Annotated in this window: 1 protein-coding gene; it reads left to right on the top strand. The window is 45.2% G+C overall.

The window, feature by feature from the left end; translation table 11 throughout:
• A partial coding sequence (gspD, locus tag A3738_RS00625) for a type II secretion system secretin GspD (RefSeq protein ID WP_068763261.1) occupies positions 1–1228 on the top strand: 1228 nt, incomplete at both ends.

The following is a 1228-nucleotide window of genomic DNA, read 5'->3' as shown; positions in this document are numbered from 1 at the left end:
TTAGTAAGATTATTGATGAGCTTGATAGCCCCTCTAAATACGAGCTTGAAGTTATTCAGCTTCAGGAGGCTTGGGTTGGCGATATGGTCAAGCTTCTTGAAGAGCTTGCGCCTAGTGAACTTGGCGCAGCGGCAAAAGGAAAAGGAGCGAACAAGTTTTCAGTGGTTGCGGATCAGCGCAGTAATCGTTTGATCCTTCGTGGTGATGAGCCTTTCCGTGAAAAAATGAGAGTGTTGATCATGAAGCTTGATCAACCGTCCTCAACAGGTGGTAAAACCAAGGTCGTGCGCTTAAAACATGCTGATGCGGAAGAGATCGCAGATCTTCTAAGCGGATTAATGGGTGATATTGTAAGTGAAGAGGCTGCAGACAAAGGCAATGCGGCGCCTAAAGCGGAAGCGAGCGTATATGCAGATGAGGGCCTGAATGCTTTGGTTATTCGAGCTGAACCTTCTCTTCTACAAGAGCTTGAAGGCGTAATTGACGAGCTTGATGTGCGCAGAGCACAAGTCTTAATCGAAGCCGCTATCGTAGAAATTCAAGATAATACTGATAACAAACTAGGTGTTCAGTGGGCGCTTTATGATCAAGGTGCTTCAGTGCCCGGTGTATTTACTAACTTCAATGAAATCGGTTTGAGTGCTGCAAACGTCATTGGTGCTTTGGTCGATCAAGACAATGACCCGAACGGTGATTTAGATCCCACATTATTAGGCTCGCCATCAACGGGTATTACGATTGGAATCGGAGAAGAAAGTCGTAATGGCGTGAGCTGGGGAGCCCTTGTGCAGGCATTAGAGGGTGATGCGGGGGCTAATGTATTGTCTACGCCGAAAGTTATTACAATGGATAATCAAGAATCTTCAATTATCGTTGGTGAGAACATCCCTATTATTACCGGGCAATCTAGTTCTGGCGGTGCAGGGACTTCTGATCCGTTTACAACGATCGAGCGTGAAGATGTGGGTGTGAAATTGATTGTTACTCCAAGTATCAGCGAAGGCGATTTGGTGCGTCTTGAAATTGAACAAGAAATCTCAGGTGTATCGCCATCGACTGCTGGTGCAGACATTATTACCACTAAGCGACAGATCAAAACGAATGTATTGGCCGATGATGGTGAGACAATCGTTCTTGGTGGTTTAATTCGAGATGATGTTCAGGTCAGTGAAAGTAAAGTTCCTTTATTGGGTGATATCCCATTGCTGGGTAATCTATTTAAAAGCAC

It is taken from the genome of Oleiphilus sp. HI0066, from assembly GCF_001635725.1.
The sequence above is the reverse complement of the archived record's forward strand: the minus strand, read 5'-3'. Positions and strand labels throughout refer to the sequence as shown.